This is a genomic window from Pseudomonas sp. JL23, assembly GCF_056933585.1.
On the sequence record NZ_CM167795.1, the window covers coordinates 4,594,845 to 4,612,580 of the forward strand.

The window sequence follows — 17,736 nt, forward strand, 5'->3', positions numbered from 1 at the left end:
AACCCAAAAAAGCGCGACCCATTGACCGACAGCAGAGCCTCTGGAACGCAGATCTGCAAGGTTCACATGGTTTAATGCACCCTGTTCGATCCATCGCTTGCCCGCTATCCGCTAGACCAAGGAGTTCACAATGCCCCATGAAGAGAGCCTGCTGGGGGCCGCTGTTGTATTTTTGCTTGCCGCTGTTCTGATCGTCCCGCTGGCGAAACGCCTGCAACTGGGCGCCGTACTCGGCTATCTGTTCGCCGGTGTCATCATCGGCCCATCGGTACTGGGCCTGATCGGTAATCCACAGAGCGTCAGCCATATTTCCGAACTGGGCGTCGTCCTGCTGTTGTTCATCATTGGCCTGGAACTGTCGCCCAAACGCCTGTGGGTGATGCGCAAGGCTGTGTTCGGTGTCGGCCTGGCCCAGGTGCTGTTGACCGGCCTGGTCATCGGCAGCGTCGCCCTGCTCGCCTTTGGCCAGCCACTCAACAGCGCCGTGGTCCTCGGCCTTGGCCTGGCGCTGTCTTCCACTGCATTCGGTCTGCAAAGCCTGGCCGAGCGCAAGGAACTGAACGCGCCCCATGGCCGCCTGGCCTTTGCCATTCTGTTGTTCCAGGACATCGCGGCCATCCCCTTGATTGCCATGGTCCCGTTGCTGGCCGGCGCCACCCACGAGCCCAGTACCAGCGACAGCCTGACTCACGGCTTGCGGGTCCTGGGCAGCATCGCCATTGTCGTGGTCGGCGGACGCTATCTGCTGCGCCCGGTATTTCGTGCCGTGGCCAAGACCAAGTTGCAGGAAGTCTCCACCGCCACGGCCCTGCTGGTGGTCATCGGTACGGCATGGCTGATGGATCTGGTCGGCGTGTCCATGGCGCTGGGCGCCTTTCTCGCTGGCCTCTTGCTGGCCGACTCGGAATACCGCCACGAACTGGAAGCCCAGATCGAACCCTTCAAGGGCCTGCTGCTGGGGCTGTTCTTCATCAGCGTCGGCATGGGTGCCAATCTCAGCCTGTTGATCAATACGCCGGTGACTGTGATCGGCCTGACCTTGCTGCTGGTCGCCATCAAGTTGCCGCTGCTGTTCTTTATCGGTCGTCTGGCCGGGGGACTGGGTCGACAAAGCGCGCTGCGTCTGGGCCTGGTCCTGGCGGCGGGCGGTGAATTCGCCTTCGTGGTCTTCCAGATCGGCCGCGATCAGGGCCTGTTCGATGCCAGTCTGTATGACACCCTGGTCCTGACCATTACCCTGTCCATGGCCATGACGCCGCTGCTGTTGCTGGCCATCTCCCGTCTGATCAAGCCCAAGCCGGTGCCCGCCCGGGAAGTGCCGGACGAATACCGCGCCATCGACGGCGATACCCCGCGCGTGGTGATTGCCGGAATGGGCCGTATGGGCCAGATCGTTTCGCGGATATTGCGCGCCCAGAACGTTCCCTTTATCGCCCTCGACACCTCGGTGGAAACCATTGAGTTCACCCGCAGCTTCGGCAATGTCCCGGTGTTCTATGGTGATCCGCTGCGCCCGGAAATCCTTCGTGCGGCCAAGGTCGATCAGGCTGAATACTTCGTCATCGCCACGGACGATCCGGACACCAACATCAAGACCGCAGAGCTGGTGCGCAAGCTCTACCCGCACATGAAGATCATCGCCCGCGCCCGTAACCGGCAACATGTGCACCGCCTGATGGACCTGGACGCCCAGGCGATTCGCGAGACCTTCTACTCAAGCCTTGAGATGAGTCGCCGCACCCTGGTTGGCCTGGGCCTGAGCGAAGAACAGGCCAAGGCCCGTATCGACCGCTTCAAGCGCCACGACGAACAGGTACTCAACGCCCAACATCTGGTCTACGACGATGAGGCCAAGGTCATGCAGACGGCGGTTGAAGCCCGTGCAGAGCTGGCGCAATTGTTTGAGGCGGACCGGCGGGAAGAAGAAGCCACACTCAATTAACTAGCTAGTCGCAATGATATCTGTGGGACCGGCTTTAGCCGGGAAGAGGCCGGTATATTCACCGCTGTCTCTCAAGCAGCCAGGACGCCTTCCCGGCTAAAGTCGGTCCCACATGTGCCTGCGGCAACACCACATTTCCAAATGATAACGAGAACCTGTAACATTCGCGCACGGCTTTGTCCTGCCTCCGAGCCCCCATGCGCACGCCCTCCCCACCCGACGACAGCGGAACTGAACTGCCACGCCAAGGCAGCGCGGGCTCGCAAGACGTGCTCGACACTTTCCTGCGGCAAAAACCGCAGCTGGAAAAGCGTCTCAAGCGTTGGGTGTCATGCCGCTCGATTGCCGCCGATCTCTGCCAGGAGCTGTTCATCCGACTCTGGCGGCGCCGCGATGTGCAGGTTGAAAACCTCGATCAATACATGATGCGCAGCGCTCGCAACCTGGCGATCGATCATCTGCGCACTCAGAATACCCAGTTCAAGGCCGAGCCCTTTCTGGTGAGCGAAGACATCCAGACACGCCAGTCGATGCTGGAGGACGCCGAAGACGCCAGCCGCGAACTCGACAAAATCGAAGAGATTTTGCGTAAACTGCCCGAGCGAACGCGCCATATCTTTCTTCTCAACAGAGTTCATGGGCTGAGCTATACGGACATCGCCAGCACCCTCGACTTGTCGGTCAGTGCTGTCGAAAAGCACATGATGCGCGCACTCCAGGCGTGCAAACGCCGGCAACAGGGGCCACAGGCATAACGATGAAACTGGTCAGCCCAACCTCGGCCCAGCAGCGCGAGGACACCGCCCTGTCGTGGCTTTCGCGCCTGGCCTCGCGCCCGGTAAATCAGGCGCTGGATATCCACGCACTGCCAGCAGCCGAGCAGCGGGAACTTCAGCAATGGCTGGCCGCTGATCCGGCCAACGCCCAGGCCTTCGATGAGGCCCGCGCATTCTGGCAACTCATGGCTGCACCGGCAACCCGTATCGCCAAAGAAGATGCCAGCGCTCTCAGTACCTATCTGCAACAGCATGCCCGAGGCAAACGTCGGCGGCGCCTGAAGGCCGCGGCTGCCGCCATTGCCGCGACCGTCGTCATCGCCATTACCCTGAGCATCAACACCCGGCCCGAGCGCTGGCTGGAAAACGCCCTGGCTGACTACCACACGCTTCCTGGCCAGGTGCAATCGCTGGTACTGGCCGATGGCAGCGAAGTGACGCTGGACGGTGACAGCGCCGTTTCTGTGTCCCTGGGCGCGGGCTATCGGGATATTCGCCTCACTCGCGGGGCGGCGTATTTCCATGTGTTTCACAACGGCGAACCGTTCGTTGTCCGCACCGGCGACGGCGATGTGCGGGTCCTCGGTACTCAGTTCGAAGTACGCCTGGGCGCGGAAAACACTCAGGTCACTGTCGAACAGGGCCGCGTCGGCGTCGATGCCGTCGGCCATGCGCAACAGCAACTGAGCGCCGGACAGCGCGTAGGCTTCGGTTCACAAGGGCTCGGCGCCATGGAGACTGTCAATGCACAGCAGGCCCTGGGCTGGCGCGACGGCCGGGTGAGCCTGCGTCAGCAGCCGCTCAAGGACGCTCTGGAAATGCTGCAGCGTTACTACCCGCAGCGCATCGTCCTGCTCAATCCGACAATCGCCGGGCGCCCGGTCAGCGGTGAGTTCTCCGCTCAGGATCCCCAGGCGATTCTAACCGCGATGCAATCGCTGCTGGGCTTCTCGCTCAAGCGCTTGCCGGGCGGCACCGTAGTGATCTGGTAACAGGCATTCACGGCGGCACGCTAATGAGATATATTCGCATCTTTGTGTTGTAGAAGAGCTAGCCTTGATGCGACGCCGGTTACTGACATTCTTGCTGGCGTCGACTCTCAACAGCTGGAGCTGTACGGGCCTGGGCGACACCCTGCCTGTCACGGCGCCGCCACCTGAATCCGGCAGCCTGTATGACTTCGATCTGCCGCCCCAGTCTCTCGCTGACAGCCTGGCGCAGTTAAACCGGCTGACCCGGCTGAACATCGCCTACAACGACGACAGCATCGCAGCCTGGCAAGCCCCGGCCCTCAAAGGCCGCATGACGCCGCTGCAAGCATTGTCCCGGCTTCTCGCCACCTCCGGCTTTGCCTGGCAGCGACTCGACGCTCAGACGATTACCATTCGCGCAACGGCGGAAAAGGGTCAAGTGATCCAGTTACAGGATCTGGACATCCGCAGTCAGGGCCGGGAAGGCTATCAACCCGAACCGACGGTCCAGATCAGCCACACCGCTACCCCGTGGATCGAACAGCCCCAGGCCATCAGCCGGGTGCCCAACGCCGTATTGCAGGACCAGAAACCGCGCAATCTGGACGACGCCCTGCGCAATGTCAGCGGCGTGACCCAAGGCAATACCCTCGGCAGCACCCAGGACACGCTGATGAAGCGCGGCTTCGGTGATAACCGCGACGGATCGATCCTGCGCGATGGCATGACCAGTATCCAGGGCCGCAATTTCAACGCCACCACCGATCACATTGAGGTGCTCAAAGGCCCGAGCGCCTTGCTCTACGGGATTCAGGATCCCGGCGGAATGATCAATGTGGTGTCCAAGACCCCTGAGCTGCGGGCGCAGAACGAGCTGCAGAGCAAAATTTCCGCGTTCGCCCAGGGTCGCGACGGTTCCACCGTGACCCTGGACAGTACCGGCCCCCTGGGTCAGTCAGGCTTCGCTTATCGATTGGTTCTCGACCATCAGGACGAAACCTATTGGCGCAACTACGGTGTGCACCGCGAGGATCTGGTCGCGCCGTCCCTGGCCTGGTACGGCGAACAGAGCGAGGTTCGCCTCGCCCTCGAAAGCCGCGAGTACGTGACCCCCTTCGACCGGGGCACGGCGATCAATCCGCTCACCGGCCATGTACTCGATATTCCTTACGATCGACGTCTGGACGAACACTTCAACGACATGCGCGGCCGTTCGCAACTCGCCAAACTGGACTATGAATATCGGCTCAATGATGCGTGGCAACTGCGCATGTCCGCCAGCTACAACCAGGAAAGCTATGACGCCTATCAGGTGCGTATTACCGGCGTGAATGCGGCCACGGGCACCCTTACCCGCAGCCTCGACGGCACACTGGACTCCGACAGCAATGATCGGCAGATCTATACCGAGTTATCCGGCGAACACGATTTTCTCGATATGAAACATGACGTGTTGTTCGGCGTCGTCGACGAGCATCGCCTGTACTTTCGCAGCGACCTGATCCGCCAACCCAGTACCACTGCGTTCAGCTACCTGAACCCGGTGTACGGCCAGGATTCTGCGCCGACCAGGGTCTCAGCCAGCGACAGTGACCAGAGCGACCGCCTGCGTACGCAGGCGCTCTATGCCAGGGACTCCATCCACCTCAACGAACAATGGATCGCCATCGTTGGCGGGCGCTTGCTGACCTACGACCAATATGCCGGCCGGGGTCGGCCCTTCCATGCCAATACCGATATCAACGGCAGTGCGTTCATACCCAGCGCAGGGCTGGTCTACCATTGGGCGCCGCAGTGGTCGACCTATGTCAGCTACAGCGAATCGCTCAAGCCCAACTCGAGCATCGCACCGCTCAATGCCTCTTCCGTGCAGATCATCGACTCAGCGATAGAACCCGAGCGAGCCAGGGCCTGGGAAAGCGGTATCAAGTACGAAGAGCAAAATGGCCTGTCGGCAAGCATCGCGATCTACGACATCCGCAAGCGCAACATTCTCGTCAGTGAGACGGTCAACGACCTGCCGGTCAGCCGTAATGCCGGTGCAGCGCATTCCCGGGGCGTCGAGTTCGAACTCGGCGGGCGCCTGAGCGATACCTGGGAAATCATCGCCGCCTACGCGTTTACCGATGCCCAGGTTACCAAGGACCCCAATCTCAAGGGCAAGCGCCTGCAGAACGTACCCCGACAAAGCGCTTCGCTCTATCTGAGCCACGATCTGGGGCAATGGCTGGGGGATGGCCGATTGCGTGTCGGCGGCGGCCCCCGCTATGTCAGTGAGCGCCCCGGCGACCCGGCCAATACGTTCGACCTGCCCGCCTACACGGTAATGGATGCCTTTGTCCGTTATGACCTGCGTGTAGCCAGCCATCCGCTGCAGCTGCAATTGAACGTCAACAACCTGTTCGACACCCGCTACTACCCGTCCAGCGTGAACAGCAACATGGTCTCCGTTGGCGATCCCCGGCAACTGATGCTGTCCACCACTCTGCGTTTTTAGCACCCGATCGAAAATAAATGTGAGGGGTTTGCCCGGCCAGACGTGAAGAGTTCTTAAAGGTAATAAAAATTCTTCTCATTCGCTATCAACACGCCGAGCATTTCCATGATCCCCAGCCCGCACACACTTGCGCTCCTCCCTGCCCGCAGATACCGCAGCGCCTGCGCCCATGGCGTCCTCATGTTGAGCCTGGCTCAGCCGCTCTGGGCGGCCGAAAGCGTGCAGCTCGATGCCGTCAATATCGATGGCAAGAGTGACCAGACCACCACCGAAAAGAGCCAGACCAGCTATCAGGCCAGGGCCGCGACCGTCGGGACGCGCACCGAAGCACCATTGGTCGAGACACCCGCCTCGGTCAACGTGGTCACCCATCGCGTCATCGAGGATCGTGCGCCGCAAAGTCTGGATGAAGCGGTCAATGCTGTCAGCGGCCTGAAACAGGGGAACACCTTGGGTGGCACCCAGGACGCCATCGTCAAGCGCGGCTTCGGCACCAACCGCGACAACTCCATCATGCGCGACGGCATGCAGTCGGTGAACGCACGCAACTTCACCCCCACTACCGAGCGTGTGGAAGTACTCAAGGGCCCGGCGTCCATGCTCTATGGCGTGCAGGATCCGGGTGGCCTGATCAACGTGGTGACGAAAAAGCCGCAGATGCAACAGGCCACCTCGATTTCCGGCTGGGGCACCAGTTTCGGTGGCGGCGGCGGTCAGTTCGATACCACCGGGCAACTCGGCGACAGCAACCTGGCCTACCGGCTGATCTACGACAAGCAGCAGTACGACTACTGGCGCAACTTCGGCAGCTACGATCAGGAAGTGATCGCACCATCGCTGACCTGGTTCGGTGAAGACACCACCATCACCACCGCCTACGAGCACATGGAATACTCGGTGCCGTTCGACCGTGGCACGCAAATCAACACCACCACCGGCAAGCCTCTGGATATTCCTCGCTCCCGCCGCCTGGACGAGCATTTCAACATCACCACGGGCCGCTCCGACGCCTTCACCCTGACCGGTGAACACCGCCTGAACGATGACTGGTCGCTCAAGGCTGCCTACGGTTACAGCCGCAACTATTACAACGACCATCAGTCGCGCTACATCTCGGCCAACTTCACCACCGGCAAGGTAACCCGTCGCGGCGATGCCACCCGTGATGCCGTGCAGTTCGCCCATACCGCCACCGTCAACGCCCTGGGTCATTTCAACCTGCTGGGCATGCAGCACGAGATGCTGGTGGGTGTGGACTACATGGAAAACGAACGCACCCTGGGCGACCTGATCCGCAACGTCAACGACACCGCGTTCAACTACAACAACCCGATCTATGGCCAGGTCCCTGTGCCATCTCGGGTCAGCGCGCCGAACAGCGACCAGACCGACCTGCTGCATGAGCGCGCAGCCTTCATCCAGGACTCGATCCATCTGACCGACAAGTGGATCCTGCAAGGCGGCTTGCGCTACGAAAGCTTCACTGAATACACCGGCAAGGGCCGCCCCTTCGTCGTCGGTGCCGACGTCGATCGCAGCAAGGTAGTACCGCGCCTGGGCCTGGTTTACCTGATCCAGCCGGACTGGTCGGTGTACGGTAGCTACACCGAATCGTTCCGTCCCAACACCTCTATCGCCACGGTCATTGGTGATCTGGAGCCGGAAGAAGCCAAGGCTTATGAGATCGGCACCAAGTACCAGAACGACTCTGTGACGGCGACTCTGGCGGTGTTCGACATCACCAAGAAGAACGTGCAGACCAGCGCCACCTGCGGCACCGAAACCTGCACGCGACTGGGCGGTGAAGCACGCTCGCGTGGCGTGGAAATGGACGTGACCGGCGAACTGGGCGCCCATTGGAGCGCCACCGCCAGCTACGCCTACACCGATACCGAATGGACCAAGGACCCGATCCTGCAGGGCCAGCCCCTGGACGGCGTGTCGAAGAACACCTTCGCCCTGTACTTCACCAAGGACTTCGGCCACGTCGGCATCGGCGACCTGCGCGCCGGTCTAGGCGGTCGTTACATGAGCAGTTGGGGGGTGAACGACGGCACCGGCACCGAGTACTGGCTGCCCTCGGCGAAAGTCGCTGATGCTTTCGTGGCCTACAAAATCAAAGTCGAGCAGAAAGACCTGACCCTGCAATTGAACCTCAAGAACATGTTCGACGAGACCTACTACGTCTCCGCCAGCGGCCTCGGCTCGCCAGCTCTGGTCATCGGCGAACCCCGTCAATTGCTCGCCAAGGCGACGCTGTCTTTCTGATAAAGGCCCACTCATGACCACATTGCTTCGCTGCCTGGCCCTGTGCGGCCTTGCGGCGGTGGCAGGCTATTCGTCGGCTGACGAACAGCCCGCCATCGACCCTGGACTTGCCGCGTTCAGCGCCCAGTCCGTAACCCTCAATCCCCGGGCCAGCTACCTGACAGAAACCGGCGCGATCCGTATTGGTGGCGCCGAACACGTACGCTATATCGTCGAACGGTTTAACGCGGCTCTGCAAAAAAGCCACCCGGACTGGCGTTTTCAGGACGAGTCCAAAGGCACGACCAGCGCCGTGCCCCTGCTCACCCATGGCGTCACCCTGTTCGGCGCCATGGGCCGAGAAATCAATGAGCTGGAAATCGGTGCCTTCACCAAGGTCAATGGCAGCGCGCCCCTGGAAATCCGTATCGCCCACGCCGCCAATGACACTTCTCAGCACCTGGCGACCTCGCTGGCCGTGTACGTGCATCGAGACAACCCGCTGACGAGCATCAGCGCCGAACAAGTGGCCAGGGCCATGAGTATCGGCAATCCCCAAGGCGACTTGTCGACCTGGGGTCAGTTCGGCCTGAGCGGCATCTGGAAAAACCGCAAGCTGCATCCTTACGGCACCCCGGAGTTCACTGGTTTCGGCACCTACATGCAGGCCAACCAGTTGGGCGGTCGAGCATTGACTCCCGGTTACGAGGCCTACGGCAAGACCGAAGACATTCTCGAGCGGCTTAAGGCCGATCCTGCCGGTATCGCCGTGGCCGCCATCGGTCTTGCCAATGAACAGATCAAGCAGCTGCCGATCAGCGACCCGAGCGGGCAACACACCACCACCGGCACTCCCGCCGAGATCGTCGCCGATCAGTATCCCTTCGGCCGCTATCTCTACCTGTATCTGCGCCGGGAACCGGGCAAGGCCGTGGATCCGGTGATCCGCGAATATCTGCGCTTCGTGTTGTCCCGCGACGGCCAGGCAATCATCGCCAGCCAGCCCAAAGGCTACTTTCCGCTCAGCGCCGCCCAGGCTCGGGCCGAACTGAAAAAACTCGATGAGGTAGCGCCGCAATGATCAGATCCCTCATGGGCTGCGCCCTCCTCGCCTCCTGCCTGCTGTTCAATCCGGCCCAGGCCGAACCTCTGCAAATGCCGGTCAAGGCCAGCTACCTGACCCAGGACGGGGCGATTGCCATTATCGGCAACGACGGCATGGAAAACCTGATCAAGCAGCTCAACGCGTTGTTCGTGCGCAAGCATCCGGGCTTTCGCTTCGCGGTGACCGCCAAAGGCTCATCCATCGGCCTGCCGGCCCTGACTGCCGGCGCCACGGCCATTGCCCCGCTGTCCCGCGAGCCGTGGTTGGGGGAGATGCACGGTTTCGAGCAGGTATTCGAGCGCCAGCCACTGGACATCCGCATCGGCTATTCCGGCTACGGGCCTCGACCCAACGGCAAGACACCACCCGCCGTGTACCTCCATCCGGACAACCCGCTCAAGCAACTGAGCATCGAGCAACTGGCCAAGGTCGTGACCTCGGGCCAGCCCGGCGGCGATATCAATACCTGGGGCCAACTGGGCCTGACCGGCGAATGGGCCAATCGGCGTATCCACGTCTACGGCCTGCGCGATGACGGCGGCTTCGCCACTAACCAGCGTATGGATCGCTTCGGTGCTCGCCCCTTCAGCCCGAAATACGAAGCACTGGAAAATCGCAATGCGGTACTGACAGCTCTGGCCGGTGACAGCCACGGCATCGCCCTGACGGGTTGGGCCGCCGCCGACAAGATCGCGCCAAAACTGCGGATAGTGCCGTTAAGCAACAAACCCGGCGCCCCCGCCTTCGGTCCGGGCCTGAAAGACGTGGGCAGCGGCCAGTACCCGCTGTCTTCCTACCTGCATTTATACGTCAATGCTCAACCCGGCACGCCGGTAGAAGCCTTCATCAAGCAATACCTGGCCCTGGCCTTGAGCGACGAGGGCCAGGCACTGGTCCGCCAGCAGACGGCGTCGGCTGAAGGATATGTGCCTTTGAGTGCAGTGGATCTTGCCGTTGAGAAAGAGAAATTGAAGGGGCTCTGACATTTAAGAACACCCTGACTTGCACGACCGTTTATCGTTTTTTCTCGGTGATGGCAAGTTGCCAATACTCTTGCATCAATAACCATTGCAAGGGTGGCAGAAGCGAACTTATTCGCGAGGAGGCGGGGCATTCAGATGCTTGTGTTGATATTTGAAATACCGTCTGGCGAACAAGTTCGCTCCTGACCGTGCGCGCATTAGTGTGTTGAACTCCACACTTCTGCGTCTCGCTAGTTTGACAGTCCCCGGCAAAGCATTAGAAGATTTGTAACATAATTAAACATGCCTGGGGGCTATTCCATTGACGACATGGACGGTTGTGTCTGGCTGCGCAAGTAGCTGGAAAAGTCGCATGCTGCGCGCAGCGTTGTTCACTTCGGTTTCGACACTCTGCGGGCTATCCCTGCCCTCCCAAGCGGCCACCACACCGTCCGCCAATCCTTACGCCGTCAATCCGTATGCCCCCGCCGCTGCCAGTGCCTATGCCAATCAAGGCAGCGACCGCATCGAAGACCTGCTGAATCTCGATGAGCGCAAGCTGATCCAGGAGAGCCTGGTCTGGTTCGGCGTCTATAACGGCTGGATTGATGGCAGCTTCGGCAAAGGCACCCGTGACGCGATTGCCGTTATTCAGCGCAAGTTCAACCAACCCGCCACCGGCCAACTGGATGCCGATCTGGCCGTGCATCTGGGCGGCTCGGCGCTCAATACCCGGGAAAAGGCCGGCTGGAAGACCATTCGCGACCCCAAGACCGGCATTACCCTGGGTTATCCGTCGAAGGTGCTGACCGTCATCACCAGCCCCAAGGACACCAATATGGTGGACCTCGATTCAGCGGACAAAAGAATCTCTCTGGAACTGGTCGTGGTTCCGGGTGCCGAACCGCGGCGGATCGATACCCTCTACGAGGACCTGAACAACGACAGTCAGTCCCATGTCACGTACAAGTTCCGCAAAGGCGATCTGTTCATCACTGCCGGTGACCGTGGCAACAACAAGTATTACAGCCGCTACGAACAGCGTGGCGATCAGATCCGTGGGTTTGACCTGGTCTGGAACAACGACCTGGATTCGGACATGCAGCCAATGGCAGTGCTGATTTCCAACAGTTTCGAACCTTTTGATATTCCGCGCCCCAATCTGGAACCGAACTACTCCACCCTGTCGGCCCTGGCCCAGGCGGCCAAACGTCAATCCGAAGGCACGGCAGCTCAAGGCAATGGCGGCGGACAAAACGGGCAACGACCTGCGCCCGCGCAACAGACCGCACAGCAGCCGACGCAGATGCCGACCCGCCAGGCCCAGCGCGACGCACAGGATGCCAACGACCCTTCCGAAGGCAAGGGTACGCGCTTCTCCTACACCTATCAGGCCCCGCGCAGCGCCAAGCTGGAAGATGCCTATCGCTTTACCCGCGACGCCGATCTGCTGGTCGGCAACCTTGAAATCGATGCGATGGACGGCCTGTTCGTGATGCCGCGCACCCTGCATTACGTAGGCACCGAGTGCGGCGCAGTGAACGCGTTCTACAGCCCGAAGGACTCGGCTATTTACCTGTGCTACGAACTGGTCGACTACCTGCTGCATCAGGCCGACAAGCTCAACACCAACCATGACCCGATGTTTCTCGCCGAGTACGTGAAGTACAACCTGCGCTTTATCCTGCTGCACGAAACCGGGCATGCCTTTATCGACCTGCTGGATCTGCCTGCAACGGGACGCGAGGAAGACGCCGTCGATCAGATGGCGGCGAGCATGATCCTGCTGCATTTCAGCGACAGCGAAACCGCCGAACAACTTACCCGCGTGCTATCGATGACTGCCCTGTGGTTCAAGACCAACGCCTCACTGGAAAACGGCACGCCGGATAACAGCGCATTCTCGGACGAACATTCGTTGAACGAACAGCGCTACTACAACCTGCTGTGCATGATCTACGGCCGTGACCCGCAGTATTACTCGTCCATCGTCGAAAATGGCCTGCTGCCCAAGAATCGCGCCGCGCGTTGCCCTCAGGAAGCCAGCAAGATCATCACCTCATGGTCGCGCCTGCTGCTGCCGCACTTCGCCCCGCGTTATCAGAAAGTCCGTGACGAAACCATCCAGCGTCTCAACGAGCGCGATGCCGCCGCCCGTGCCCAGCAAGGAGGTGCGTGATGAGGCTGTCGGCCCTGCCGACTGCGGTTGCCCTGCTGACACTCTCAGGGTGCTTTCGGCAGATCCCGCCACCGGACATCAAGGAAAACCCGGCGCGGCACGAACATTACCAGTTGACCATGTCCCTGCAGGATGTGCCGGGCCCGTACGACAGTCTCGACGCAACAGTCGACTACTCCGTGACCAATAGCCATTGCGTGCCCCTGACACCCATCAGCGGCGCGGCGCTGGCGCCCTACAAGCGTTTGCCGTTGACACTCACCCAGGTCGGGCCGAATACCTGGAAAGCTGACTTCTACGCCGACATGTATCTGGATGAGGACTACTACCACGAGGGCGTATGCAACTGGTCAATGGTGGCGGTGAGTTTTGGCCCGACGGTCAAGGGCAATATCTTCAGCGGCGCGATTTGGCATAAGGACATGATCGAAGGCAAGCTTTCCGACGTGAGCTATTTTGCCAACCAGCTTTACCTCAAGCCGTTCCCTACCCCGACCGGGATTACCGGCGAGGCCAACCGCGAGCAATTCAAGGAGCCCGACAAGACCTTCTCGATCACCATGACAGCGGTGAAAATCCCTTGAAGCCTTTACGCTGCAAGCTCTTGTGCCTGCTCGTCGGGGCACTGTCCCTCGGCCAAGCCCAGGCCAGCGCGCATATCTGGCCCGTGGATATGCCGCCAGAGAGATTCGTCAGTTTCAATGCCTGCCTGGCGGTGCTGGAACAACAGGATCGCGATGACCGACAAAACCTGGCCAGCAGCCCCCAACGCCTGGATAGCGGCGCCATCGTCGAAACCAATCTGCAGGGCCCGGGTCTGCGCCGCACCGGCAAAGACAGCGCCGAGTACCAGGCCACCATAGGCTGGCGCACACGGATGAAAGTCGGCGATCACATGGAAGCCAACTACACCTACGAGACTCGCGATTTGCGCTGCATCAAATCGACTCTGCACAGCAGGCCGTCCGGCGGCGCCGAACCGGCGATGCCGGAATAACCTCAAACCCGCGATTATTTCGCGGTAGCCCTGGCCGGATAATTCGGCTCGGTCAGGCAGCTTTGCAGCCACTGGGTGTCATCGTCCTCAACCACTTCGGCGTCCAGCTTGCTGAGCGTCATTGCGCCTTGCTGCGCGTAAGTGCGTTGCGTGTCGGCATCCAGACTGCCCGGCTCGACGCTCCAGTCCTGGGGCGCACATTCGGTTTCGCCGGGCTTGCAGGTGGCGACCGGTTTCATCTTGCCGCCGACGACATCAGCCACGGCGCGGGTCTCATAGACACTGCCGCTGGCCCAGTCCTGAGTGATGCTGCAAACACGGTTGTGGTGCTGATAGAAATGGGTGCCGAAGCAGGCGTAGTCATACTCGCCCGAGTGCGGCAGGAAATCACAGGAGGCCGAGAATCCGGCAAACGAGCCACCGCTGAAACGACCGGCAAAGGCACGCTGTTGCAGTGCAGTCTCGATCAGCCTGGGCTGCCCGCTCTTGGCCAGCTCGCCCAATTGTCTGGTGCGCCCTTGCATCGCCTTGAGCACGATATTGCGCTGATCCTCCTTGCTGAAGCCTTCGCCGGTCTGGCCATCGGTACTGTTGTCCAGATCACCGAAACTGCTGTCCCGTGTCGCCAGCCAACGGCGCTGACTGGCGACCAGCATGGCGCGGATTTCCGTGTCGTTGGTGGCCTTGAGCAGCGTTGCGTAAGCCTTGCCCATGGCCGCGTCGGCGGTCACCAGACGTGGATCGGCGCAAATAAGCTGTTCAATGTTACTCGTGGCTTTTTTGCAATCCATGGCCTGGGCTAAAGCAGGCAACAGGGCAATGCCCGCCAATAACGATGCAAGAACCTGATGTCTCATCGAATACGTCCTTTAGATATCAAATAGCCAGTAAGCAATGGATCTATTAGTTGGAAATTCGCAAAGCTGTTCACACTCTCGCCGTTAGCCAGATTTGCCAGTTGCCGACAAAGATAGAGGATTTGTAACATAACTAAAACAGACATCCCTGATGGTCGCTCAGCGCAATTTGGTCAATGCCACTGCGTGCTATCGCGCCACTGACTTGCAGGCCCACCCGACTCACGAATGGACTCTCAATGACTGCCCATACCTCATCCTTCTCCCGCACGCTTCTCGGCGCAGCCTCAGGCGCCCTATTGCTTGCCGTCACGGCAATAACACCGCTGGCCCACGCCGAAGGCGGCGTGCCCGGCTTTGGTTTTGCCCAACGCTGCGATGAACAGCCTGCCAAGCTGAGCAAACTGGAAACCATCGCCTGTGCCAGCGACGATCTCAAGACCCAGGAACAGAGCATGCTCGACCTGGTGCAGTCGGTCAGGGATGAAACCACCGGCACCGATGGCGATACCGGTGAACGCATCGACCCCATGGGCAAGGAACAGTACCAGTGGCGGACGGCCCTGGCAGGCAAGTGCAGCGACGCGGCCTGCCTGTCCAAGGCCTACAAGGCCCGTACCGCGCAGATCCAGAAAAAATGGGCAGAAGCCTTGCAATGAAGACCCTCGGAACAGTCTTCGCCCAGATACTCCTCAGCGCGTTGATCGCCCTGCCCCTGACGCCGGCAAGCGCCGCGCAGGTGGCCTGCCCTGCCCAAGACTTCGACAGTTTCTTCAAGCACTTCGCCAATGACGTCGCGGTGCAGAAGGCCTTTGTCAGCGTCCCGCTGCAGAGCGATTCCATCGACCCCGAGGCCGAGCCGGAACCGGCTCCGGTATCACGGCAACTGGACAAGGCGCAGATCGCATTCCCGTTGCTGCCCAATGAACAGCAGCAACGCAAGCAGGGCCTGAGCGTGAGCAAAACTGTAAGCGGCGCGGATCAGGTCAGCATCAAGCTGAGCAAGGCCGACACTGATTACCAGCTGTCGTTGTTCTTCCGTCATGAGGATTGCTGGATGTTGTACCGTATCAAGGATGATTCGTTGTAATGGCCGGAGACAAGTAGTGAAAATCACCTCATTGACAGGTGCCGCGCTGACGGCCGCAATCGCCCTCGCCTGCAATCCCGCCGCAGCCGAGGACATTGACGCGGTCGTCCGGGAAATCATGGCCGACCAGTATCACGGCGCCTACGATGCCACGCACAAGTGCTGGGCGCACTCGTACCGGAACGAGAACGCAGAGTTGACGCAATACTGCATGCGCCCACTCAAGTCCCAGGTCGTGGAAGAAAGAGGCGTCGGCACGTTGTACGTGCTCGCCGTCAATGCCAGCGATATCAACGACAACCCGGATTACGGCTACAGCCAGGCCGACTCGGGTTTGATGGGCGTGTTCAAGGTCAGCCTAGGTGGCACCAAGGGTTGGACCTACAAGGCCTTCGACAGTGAGATGACCGTGGGTTTTGCCGGGCAGTGCGGTTGCAGCGATATTCAGTTGGTGCAGCTCAACAACGCTGGGGAGCACGCATGGCTGTTCACCTCCGGCGGCACTTGGCAAGGAGTGACCAACGCCAGCTTCAGCCTCCTGATGCCGGTCAAAAGCGATTTCAAGAACCTGAGCCGCATCCCCCAGACCCAGGGCGAAGAGAACCCTGGCGTGAGCTACCGGATCAGTGTCAAGGCCGACGACACCGCCAAGGACCTGTTCCCGCTGCATGTGATCAAGCTCAATGGCGAGCAGAAGGTCGACGAGTTCGATGTGCCTTTTGATTCCGCCAAAGCGGTTTATGCGTTGCCCGAACAGCAGTAACGGTTTCAGGAAAAAACACCGAACCATCAATGTGGGACTGGCTTTAGCCGGGAAGGCGCAGGGATGATCGATGATTTTCTATCGTCGATCACATTGTCTTCCCGGCTAAAGCCGGTCCCACCCATCGGTACACAACACTCATCAAAACACCTCAAATAACCCCGCCGCCCCCATGCCGCCCCCCACGCACATGGTCACCACCACATACTTGACGCCACGCCGTTTGCCCTCCAGCAAGGCATGACCCACCATGCGCGCGCCGCTCATGCCGTAGGGGTGGCCAATGGCAATGGCGCCGCCGTTAACGTTCAGACGCTCGTTGTCGATGCCCAGTTTGTCGCGGCAATACAGCACCTGACAGGCAAAGGCCTCGTTAAGCTCCCACAGGCCGATGTCGTTCACGGTCAGGCCGTGCTGCTTCAATAGCTTGGGAATCGCCAGCACCGGGCCGATACCCATTTCTTCCGGCGCAAGCCCGGCAACGGCGATGCCGCGATACAGGCCCAATGGCACAAGATTGCGTTGTTCGGCCAGACGGGCGTCCATCAGCACGCAGGCACTGGCACCGTCAGACAACTGGCTGGCGTTGCCAGCAGTGATCACCCCGCCTTCAACCACGGGCTTGAGTTTGCTCAAGTCATCCAGGGTGGTTTGCGGGCGATTGCCTTCGTCCTGAATCAGGGTCACCTGCTCAAAACTGACGGCGCCCGTAGCTTTATCCACCACCTGCTTATCGGCGGTCACCGGGACGATTTCATTGGCGAACAGGCCGGCCTGTTGTGCAGCGGCGATGCGCAGTTGCGATTGCAGGGAGTACGCGTCCTGAGCTTCGCGACTGATGCCGTAGCGGGCGGCGACATTTTCGGCCGTCTGCAGCATCGGCATATAAGCGTGTTGCGCGTGGCGTTCGACCTGAGGGTCGCGCTCACTGAACGCCCACTCCATGCTGCGGTTCTGCACCAGACTGATCTGTTCTTGCCCAGCGCCGATCACCACGTCCATGCCATCGCAGATGATTTGTTTAGCCGCCGTGGCAATGGCCATCAGGCCCGAAGCGCATTGGCGATCGATGGTCTGGCCACTGACGCTGTGGGGCAAACCCGCCGCCAATGCGGCCATGCGCCCCAGATTCCAGCCGGCCGTGCCGCCGGGCAAGGCCGTGCCCATGATCAGGTCTTCGATTTGCCCAGGCTCGACACCGGCACGCTCCACCGCTGCGTTGACAGCGATGCTGGCCATGCTCGGTGATTTCAGATGGTTGAACGCGCCGCGAAAGGCCTTGGCAATCGGCGTGCGCGCGGTGGAAAGGATGACGGCTTCTCTCATGACGATTCCATGTTGTTGGTTTTA

General features: G+C 60.5%; 15 protein-coding genes. 13 read left to right on the forward strand and 2 right to left on the reverse strand.

The window, feature by feature from the left end:
• Positions 1 to 130: 130 nt before the first annotated feature.
• The 10 genes from AC1Z24_RS21225 (at position 131) to AC1Z24_RS21270 (ending at position 13,676) form a co-directional block, all read left to right on the forward strand.
• Entirely contained in the window at positions 131 to 1,942 is a 1,812-nt protein-coding gene (locus AC1Z24_RS21225) for a monovalent cation:proton antiporter-2 (CPA2) family protein (protein WP_483742568.1), read from the forward strand.
• Between the two features lie 197 nt (positions 1,943 to 2,139).
• On the forward strand, positions 2,140 to 2,697 hold the full coding sequence (locus tag AC1Z24_RS21230) for an RNA polymerase sigma factor (RefSeq protein ID WP_483742569.1): 558 nt from the start codon (positions 2,140 to 2,142) through the stop codon (positions 2,695 to 2,697).
• A 2-nt stretch (positions 2,698 to 2,699) separates the two neighbouring features.
• Positions 2,700 to 3,710 carry a FecR family protein gene (locus AC1Z24_RS21235; protein ID WP_483742570.1) on the forward strand — a complete coding sequence of 337 codons (1,011 nt, stop codon included), beginning with the start codon at positions 2,700 to 2,702 and terminating at the stop codon, positions 3,708 to 3,710.
• 67 nt (positions 3,711 to 3,777) lie between these two features.
• Entirely contained in the window at positions 3,778 to 6,186 is a 2,409-nt protein-coding gene (locus AC1Z24_RS21240; protein ID WP_483742571.1) for a TonB-dependent siderophore receptor, read from the forward strand.
• 180 nt (positions 6,187 to 6,366) lie between these two features.
• A complete protein-coding gene (locus tag AC1Z24_RS21245) occupies positions 6,367 to 8,454 on the forward strand; it encodes a TonB-dependent siderophore receptor (RefSeq protein ID WP_483742572.1) in 2,088 nt (695 codons plus the stop codon).
• Positions 8,455 to 8,467: 13 nt separating this feature from the next.
• On the forward strand, positions 8,468 to 9,514 hold the full coding sequence (locus tag AC1Z24_RS21250) for a PstS family phosphate ABC transporter substrate-binding protein (RefSeq protein WP_483742573.1): 1,047 nt from the start codon (positions 8,468 to 8,470) through the stop codon (positions 9,512 to 9,514).
• Positions 9,511 to 10,521 (forward strand): PstS family phosphate ABC transporter substrate-binding protein, encoded by a 1,011-nt coding sequence (locus tag AC1Z24_RS21255; RefSeq protein ID WP_483742574.1) that lies wholly within the window; start codon positions 9,511 to 9,513, stop codon positions 10,519 to 10,521. Before AC1Z24_RS21250 ends, AC1Z24_RS21255 begins: the two co-directional genes overlap by 4 nt.
• Before the next feature lie 352 nt (positions 10,522 to 10,873).
• Positions 10,874 to 12,679 (forward strand): DUF4344 domain-containing metallopeptidase, encoded by a 1,806-nt coding sequence (locus tag AC1Z24_RS21260; protein ID WP_483742575.1) that lies wholly within the window; start codon positions 10,874 to 10,876, stop codon positions 12,677 to 12,679.
• Positions 12,679 to 13,263 (forward strand): hypothetical protein, encoded by a 585-nt coding sequence (locus AC1Z24_RS21265; RefSeq protein ID WP_483742576.1) that lies wholly within the window; start codon positions 12,679 to 12,681, stop codon positions 13,261 to 13,263. The genes AC1Z24_RS21260 and AC1Z24_RS21265 overlap by 1 nt, the downstream gene beginning before the upstream one ends.
• The gene (locus AC1Z24_RS21270) at positions 13,260 to 13,676 is read left to right on the forward strand and encodes a hypothetical protein (RefSeq protein WP_483742577.1); all 417 of its coding nucleotides are present in this window, start codon (positions 13,260 to 13,262) and stop codon (positions 13,674 to 13,676) included. Before AC1Z24_RS21265 ends, AC1Z24_RS21270 begins: the two co-directional genes overlap by 4 nt.
• A 14-nt stretch (positions 13,677 to 13,690) precedes the next feature.
• Here AC1Z24_RS21270 and AC1Z24_RS21275 read toward each other — a convergent pair whose 3' ends face one another.
• Complete coding sequence (locus AC1Z24_RS21275; protein ID WP_483742578.1) at positions 13,691 to 14,533, reverse strand: lysozyme inhibitor LprI family protein; 843 nt, start codon at positions 14,531 to 14,533, stop codon at positions 13,691 to 13,693.
• Between the two features lie 239 nt (positions 14,534 to 14,772).
• On the opposite strand from AC1Z24_RS21275, the gene AC1Z24_RS21280 reads away from it, so the two are divergent.
• Genes AC1Z24_RS21280 through AC1Z24_RS21290 form a run of 3 tightly spaced genes read left to right on the forward strand, consistent with a single transcriptional unit; the run spans position 14,773 to position 16,386 of the window.
• Entirely contained in the window at positions 14,773 to 15,192 is a 420-nt protein-coding gene (locus tag AC1Z24_RS21280) for a lysozyme inhibitor LprI family protein (RefSeq protein WP_483742579.1), read from the forward strand.
• Positions 15,189 to 15,623 (forward strand): hypothetical protein, encoded by a 435-nt coding sequence (locus AC1Z24_RS21285; RefSeq protein WP_483742580.1) that lies wholly within the window; start codon positions 15,189 to 15,191, stop codon positions 15,621 to 15,623. The genes AC1Z24_RS21280 and AC1Z24_RS21285 overlap by 4 nt, the downstream gene beginning before the upstream one ends.
• 16 nt (positions 15,624 to 15,639) lie before the next feature.
• Complete coding sequence (locus tag AC1Z24_RS21290; RefSeq protein ID WP_483742581.1) at positions 15,640 to 16,386, forward strand: hypothetical protein; 747 nt, start codon at positions 15,640 to 15,642, stop codon at positions 16,384 to 16,386.
• A 141-nt stretch (positions 16,387 to 16,527) separates the two neighbouring features.
• On the opposite strand, the gene AC1Z24_RS21295 is transcribed toward AC1Z24_RS21290, so the two are convergent.
• Positions 16,528 to 17,712, reverse strand: a complete 1,185-nt coding sequence (locus tag AC1Z24_RS21295; RefSeq protein ID WP_483742582.1) for an acetyl-CoA C-acyltransferase — start codon at positions 17,710 to 17,712, stop codon at positions 16,528 to 16,530.
• Positions 17,713 to 17,736: the final 24 nt, after the last annotated feature.